This window comes from Methylorubrum podarium (assembly GCF_022179745.1).
GTDB classification, from domain to species: Bacteria; Pseudomonadota; Alphaproteobacteria; order Rhizobiales; family Beijerinckiaceae; genus Methylobacterium; species Methylobacterium podarium.
In genome coordinates, this window is the sequence record NZ_BPRD01000273.1 from 1 (window position 1) to 6,912 (window position 6,912).

At 69.2% G+C, this 6,912-nt stretch carries 4 protein-coding genes; all 4 read right to left on the minus strand.

Annotated elements, in window-relative coordinates; all coding sequences use genetic code 11:
* Positions 1–216: 216 nt before the first annotated feature.
* Positions 217–3,648 carry an ATP-dependent helicase gene (locus tag MFF42_RS14135; protein WP_003596988.1) on the minus strand — a complete coding sequence of 1,144 codons (3,432 nt, stop codon included), beginning with the start codon at positions 3,646–3,648 and terminating at the stop codon, positions 217–219.
* Positions 3,635–4,267 (minus strand): hypothetical protein, encoded by a 633-nt coding sequence (locus tag MFF42_RS14140; RefSeq protein ID WP_003596989.1) that lies wholly within the window; start codon positions 4,265–4,267, stop codon positions 3,635–3,637. Before MFF42_RS14140 ends, MFF42_RS14135 begins: the two co-directional genes overlap by 14 nt.
* Complete coding sequence (locus MFF42_RS14145; protein ID WP_238230997.1) at positions 4,264–4,956, minus strand: sigma factor-like helix-turn-helix DNA-binding protein; 693 nt, start codon at positions 4,954–4,956, stop codon at positions 4,264–4,266. Before MFF42_RS14145 ends, MFF42_RS14140 begins: the two co-directional genes overlap by 4 nt.
* Positions 4,957–5,440: 484 nt before the next feature.
* On the minus strand, positions 5,441–5,917 hold the full coding sequence (locus tag MFF42_RS14150) for a hypothetical protein (RefSeq protein WP_003596991.1): 477 nt from the start codon (positions 5,915–5,917) through the stop codon (positions 5,441–5,443).
* Positions 5,918–6,912 lie beyond the last annotated feature (995 nt).

A 6,912-nucleotide genomic window follows, 5' to 3' on the forward strand; every position in this document is an offset into this window, starting at 1 on the left:
CGCGCGGACGCCGTCCTCGTCCGTGCGGGGGGCGTCGTCGTCGTGGTGGCCGTGGTTCTCGTTGGTGTTCATCCCGTTGCCTTTCGATCATCCCGGGAAGCCATCCTTCCCGGCCCGTCGAGGGGTTGATCGAAAGGGGCCGGCCAAGCCGGAAACGGCCGGGCCAAGTTTTTTTCGGCCGCGGGCCGAGCAGTCTGTTAGGGGCTCCGGGCCGCGCTACCGGCCCCACGCCAGGGGTCGCCGCACCACCGCCGAGCCGCCGGGAAGGCCGGGGCAGGCGAAGTGATGCGGGCAGCGCGGGCAGCGGGATCCCACGCTCGGGGCGAACAGTCCCGCCCCGATGCCGGACATGTGAGCGACGACGGCGGCACGAAGCTCGTCCCGCTTCTTCGGCGGGATCTCCACCGGTTGCCGGCTGCCGCCGGTGAGATGCACCGCCTCGACCACAACGGGTTCGCCGAACGTCACCTCCGCCGCGGCATCCAGGACGATGTACTCGATCTCCTTCAGCAGCGCCGACGGTGCCTTCCTCGTCGCGACGCGGCGCACGACGAGGCGTCCGTCCGCGTTGCGGACCACGTCGTGCGCCCTGGAAAGGACGCTTCCTCCCGCAACGGCCAGGCTCAAGGCCTCGGGAGGCAGCCTGCCTTCCTCGTCACGCAGGCCGAGGAGGAACCGCAGCATCTCGTCCGCGATGGTCCTGTAAGCCTCGGCGTGCCCGTGGTCGACCGGGCCGTGCTCGGTCCAGGCCGCGGCGAAGGCCTCGCCGAAGCCCTCCGGCTCAGCGCGCCCGGCGTCGAAGTTGCGGTCGAGCCAACGGACCGTCTCCGCCACGGCGTTGTGCATCCGCATGTACGGCGTCTCGTCGCGGCGTCCGCCCAGGCCGAGCAGGTAGGTGTAGAGGAAGCGCAGCCCGCATTTCCCGTAGGAATCGAGGTGCTGGTGGTCGAGCGCGAACGGCGTCTCCCATGTGATGGGAACGGCGGCCGGGCCGGATGGCGGCGGAGGCGACGGGAGCCGGACGAGTGCGGGCGGCCGGCCCAGCGTGGCGGCGATCCGGGCGTTGTAGTCGGACGGGTTCCGCTTCTTGGTCCCGCCGGCCATCATGGTGGACCGGTAGAGGCGCAGGTCGTCTCGCGCGCGGGAGAGCAGGACGAAGAAGAGGCAGGCCTCCTGCTCTTCGTGGCCCGTCAGGCAGGCCTGCGGGCCGGTGAGGCCGTCGCTGCCCTCGATCAGCGCGTCCGGCGGCGGGCAAGGCGGCGGCTTGGCCGTTCGCGGCAGGCCCGTCTTGATCATGCCGGGCGCATGGACGAGCTGGAACTCCAAGCCCTTGCAGGCGTGGATCGTCATGATGCGCACCGCGTCCAGTTCGAGGGCGGCGTCCGGGACGTGCCTGAGCGATTTCTCCTCGCCGAGGACGACCAGCCTCTTGATCCGGCGGAGCGCCTCGAAGGTCGGGAACTGACCCTCGACCGGCAATGACCGCAGGAAGTTCAGGAATTGCCAGATCGCAATGCCCGCCATCCGTTCGGGCAGGGTACCTGAGGCCGCGATCCTCCGGCCGATGCCGAGCCGGTCCAGCACCAGCGCGCTCGCGATGCGCCACGGAGGCGTCCGATCCGCGAAGCCCCCGCAGACCTCTCGCAGGCGCCGCAGCGGCGCCGTCGCCGAGGGGCCGAGGCCGGGGATGGCGTCGGCGGCGGCCAGCCAGTCGAGGGGCGGCCCTGAAGCGTCCCTCAGATGGGCGGCGACCGCGGCGACGTCGCCGAGCTCCATCTCGAACCCCGGCATCGTGGCGACGCGGACGAGCGTTGCGGCGCGGGGATCGTGGAAGAGTGCGAGCAGGCAGAGCAGCTCCTTCACCTCCGGCCGTTCGAACAGCGGCCCGAGGTAGAGGACCGGTACGTCCCGGGCGATCAGGCCTGCGGCGAACTCCGCGAGGCGGTCGTTGGTCGTGCACAGGACCGCCTGTTCGCGGTAGTCCACCCCCGCAGCCTTCGCCTGCGCCGCGGAGGCGGCCACCAGCGCGACCTCGTCGTCGGGGGTGCCGGCGTCGTGCAGCACCGGTTTGAGGCCGGACGCCCCCCTGTCGGGGGCTAGGCCGAGCGCGCCGAGCGGGCGGAAGGCGTCGACGCTCGCGGCGAAGCTCGTGAAGGTGTCGATGATCTCCTTGCGCGACCGGTAGTTGACGTCGAGCGCCCCGAGGGTCGCCCCGGGATAGTGCGCCCGGAACGCGGCCATGCTGGCCGAGGTGGCGCCCCGGAACCGGTAGATCGATTGGCGGGCGTCGCCGACGACCCACAGCCGCTCGCCCTCGTCGGCCGCCAGCGCCCGGATCAAGCGCACGGTGGCGAGGTTGACGTCCTGGTACTCGTCGACGAGCAGGTGGCGATGGCGGAGCGACAGCGCCTTGGCCACGTCGGGATGCTCGGCCGCAAGTCGCACGGGCCTCATGACGAGGTCACCGAAATCGAGGGCATCGGCCTCCGAGAGCAGCCTCTCGTAAGCCTCGTAGACGATGGCTTCCTCATGCGCCCGCGCCGCCCTCAGGCGCGTCGCGTCGTCCGTGGCGGCACGCTGCATCGCATCGGCCAATTCACGGTAGCGCACGTGGTCGACGAGTTCGTCCTTGGCGCGGGAAATGGCCGAGAGGATGTTCGAGAGATCCTGCACCGGGTCCCAGAGGTCCCGGTAATGCGCCAGCGGCAGGCTCGCCAGAACCCCCTCCAGCATCGTGATGGCCGTGGGCTTGTCGACGAGCTTCGGGCTCGCGCTTCGTCCGAGGCGTTCGTGGAAGCGGCGGATCACGTCCAGCCCGAACGCGTGGAAGGTGCCCGTCCAGACCGAGGCGGCCGCCTCGGGCCGCGACAGGGCGAGCCGATCCATCAGCTCGGCCGCCGCCTTGTTCGAGAAGGTCAGGACGAGGATTCCGTTCGGGTCGATCCCCTCGTCGACGAGGCTCTCGATCCTTCTGACCAACGTGCGGGTCTTGCCCGTCCCGGGCCCCGCCTGGAGCAGGTAGGGGCCGCCACGATGGGCGACCGCCGCATCCTGGCTCGGGTCCGGCCGCATCGTGGCCGCGGGGGCGGGGGCGGCGTCCGGCACGACGGGAAGCAGTAGCGCGTCCAGCAGTTGCTGGGTCACCACGTCCGGGCAGATGCCGAGCCGCCCGGCGATGTCGGCGACGCTCATCCCGTCTTGGTGATGGCGACGCGCGACGGCTCGCGGCAGCACCAGTTCGCGCGCGAACAGGTCGGCCTGGACCTCGCGGCGCTCCCCACGCCCGTAGTCGGCCAGCCGCTCGACGGCGCTGCCGCTCTCGGAGGATCGGCTCGGGTCGGTATGCGTGGTGACGACGGGAGCGGTCCCGCCGTGCATCACCACGTGCCCGAGCTCATGTCCGAGCAGGAGCGCATCGCCTCCGGGAGTGCCCGTCTCGCCGTACAGGATGCCCTTCGACTTCGGGTCGAGCCGTGCCCGGCCTCCGTTCAGGGAGACGTCGCCCGCGTGGACGGGCTGGTGCCAGAGGCCGTGGCCCTCGATGGCCCGCACTGCAAGGTCGAACGGCTGCCAGGGATCGGCTCCCTCGGCGACCATCTCGGCATGGATGCGGGCGGCCTGCTTCCGCCCCGCCTCAATCGGATCCACGTTCGGCCTCTGCCATCGCGAGCAGACGCCGCCGTTGATCCGCCGTCAGGCCCGAGTTCGCCACCGCCTCTTCGAAAGTCTGCTTCACGCCGACCTCCGGCTTGCCGTCGGCCTTGGCCATCGTTCCGGCCGGCATGGATGCGGGGCGCTCCAACAGGGCGATGACCGTGTCGACGCCATGCCCGACCTCGTCCGCGATGTCCCTGGCCAGCGCCTTGGGGAAGGACGCGGCCTCGATAAGGCCATCCCGGACCTTGATCAGGAAGGCGGGTGTCACTCCGAGCCGGGCCGCGAGCCGTGGGAATGACGGGCCGGCGAAGCCCGCGAAGACGTCCGGCGAAGGCTCGACCACCGCGCCGGCCCGGGACTTCGCCGGGGGGCTGGCGATGCCTGCCTGGAAGCGAGCCCATGCCGACGACACGGTGCGCGCCGTCGCGGCGTCAGCCGCGGGGACCGGCCGCGAGGGTTCCAGCACCAACTCGACCGCAAGGTCGGTGAGCTCGCGGCGGAGGTCCGGGTACTCCTTCGTAAAGGCCTCCAACCGCTTCGGGGTGGGTTCGCCTTCCGCCGCGAAGGTCAGGAGGATTTCCTGCGCGCGGTGCGAGGGGCTGGTCGTCATCGTCTCTCTCCGAGTTCCCGACGCAGCGTCTCGTACGCATTCCTGAGGCGATAACGTACCGCCCGGTCCGAGACGCCGCAAAGCTTCGCTATGGTCTCCGTGTCCCCTCCCTCGATGCGGTGGCCTTCGAGGAAGAGGGCTACGGCTTCCCGCTGAAGGGGTGGCAGACGGTCGATCGCGCGAAGCAGCTCGTTCCGGAAATGTTCTTTTTCCTGTTCGGACCCGTCGGCGGCGAAGGCTTGGCTGATACGGTTCGTCAGGGCCGGGACGGCATCACCTTCACCGTCGCCCATGTCTTCGATGTGGTCGGTCCCCTCCGCCCGGCTTTCGGAACGCCGCAGCACGCCGATGCGCAAGGCGGTCATGGCGCGGGCGAACCGCACCTCGAAGAAATCCAGCTTGATGCCCGGAGACTGCCTGTCCTCGACGAGGAGATCGACGAGGCGGTTGACGACCTCGGTCCGCAACTCCTCCGCGTCGTAGCGGCGGCTGGTCCGGATCGAGCCCTTCAGGGAGCGCTCGACCCTCTCGATCAACACCTCGAACAGTCTCTGGAAACGGGTGTCCGTGTTGTCGTGGCGTGTCGAACGCAGCAGATGGACCAAGCATTCGCTCTCGACGTAGCCGGGCGCCTTGGGGTCCTCCGCCCGTGCCTCACGCACGATCCCATCCAGGTCGAGGGCGGCCAATCGGTCGAGGGCGGCTTCTATCGAAGGGGGGCGCACATACGACTCTCCCTTCTTGGTTCGTCGGTTGAGCGGGGGAGCCATCGCGAAGTCGGGATCAAGCCATGGAAACGGGGATCACCCAGCTCACGTGGCCACTTAGAGTGGCCGAAATTCGGCAGCGCCGACACGGTTGTGCAATGGCTTGGGGATCTTGCGCGCCGCCATGAACTCAATCGCCTTGGGATGTCGAGGAGCGGCATACCCGCTCCGGCGGGGACCGCGGGTTCGAGACGGCGGGCCTCGCATCGTCGGCACAAGACTCAGCCGATGATGGGCGCTCAAGGTGTCGCGGGCCGGCTCGGCGGAGTAGTCGCTTCCCCCATCCACATCAGGCTCATCCGAGGCGCGGGGGCACGGCGGCAACTCTCTTCCCCGAGCGCGACCGTGAGGCGTCCGCCTCATGCACGGGAGGGCGCAAACCGGCGCCCTCCCGACACGCGGTATCCTACCGTCGCGGACTTGGCTCCCGCGGACCGCCGAGGGTGTGGACCCAAGGCCTTTCGGGTGGGCGCCGCGCCTTGGAGCCAACCAGCCTTTTGCGCTCCGACGGCGGCGGCAGGACCTTGACCGACGGGGGCCCGAAGAAGGCGAGTTGGACAGCCAGGGACGTGCCCATGGCGAGCTCCTGGTCGACCGCCGCCAGACGGAAGGTCCGCCCCGCCACCATCGCTTCGATCTGGCGCAGGTCGACGGGGTCGACCACTGCGGCGACCTCGAAACGGCCGCCGGAATCCTCGCCATCCAGGAACTCGATCCACTCGTCGGACCGGTAGGCGAGGCCGACGACCATCAGGTCGGCCCCGGCAATCTTCGTCGGCGGATACAAGGGTTCGGGCACCCCCGGGCCGACGGCCGACGCGCCCGCGTCACCGGGCGTCTCCCGCGCTTCGCGTGCGGGATCTCGATCATGCTTCGTGTTCAATGACAGCTCCGCGCTGGCGACGCACAGCCGGTCGATGCCTGGCGGCTGGCGTCGTTCGAGCCGGAGCGGAACGGGGACTCTTGCCAAGGGCGGTGGGAGATGCGAATCCACTGCCCATGCGCCGAAGCGCCCGTTTCCGCCCTCGGCGGTTCGGGGTTGCTGACCGGGGTGCCTTTGGCCTCGTGAGGGCGCACCCCGGTCGATGGATCGCAAGGAGGCGTGTGTGGGCGGCTACCCGCACACGCCTACCTGCGCGACGGCGGTTCCGGAACTTTCATTCCCTTACTCCTGGTCGGCTCGAGCCGACGCGGCCCGGGCAGCGCCTTGTACCGCGAGCACGGCCCTGGGAGTCAAGTCTGACCACCGCCTTTTACTGCAGGATCGGCCTGCGATCTGGCATGATCGCGAGATGATGCTCGATTGAAGCAGGATATCAGAGTGGCGTCGAAGCATTCCAAGGATTGAATAGCCTATTCTTTCGGATTTGATCTTGAAATATGAAAAAGCTCAATCCAGGCAGTCACTTATACAGAATGCCCGATCAAAGAGGCGACGGAAGGAGCAACGACGCAATCCTTGCCCCTGCTCCGGCAATCCTTCGCTGGCGGGTGGAGGAAACCGCGGGCAGGCTTGGCACCGCCGCGCCGACCTCAAGGGCGATCCGCGTGTCGGAAGCGGGGCGGCCCATGGTGCGCGATGTGGGTTGAGTCGGCCGCCGGTCCCATCCGGCCCAAGTATCGAGGCGGCCTGGGCGACGGTGGTACATAGCCGTCTCCGGAGCGGCCGGTGCCGCGCGAAAGCGTCATGTCCGGGTGGATGCCGGGCCCGCGCTTAGCCCTGCGGGCCGTCGACCGGGGGCATGCCTTCCCCGAGCGGGGATATTTTTTCCGCCTGGTGGTTGCCGGACACCGTCCCGGTAATGGCCGACGCAATATCTCCGCTTTCCCACCCCTTAGTACCGCACCGGAGCAATCCAGAGCAAAAGGGGGCCGCCA

Coding starts and splice junctions, on each gene's coding strand:
- MFF42_RS14140 (WP_003596989.1), bottom strand. CDS start 4,267: ATGACGACCAGCCCCTCGCACCGCGCGCAGGAAATCCTCCTGACCTTC.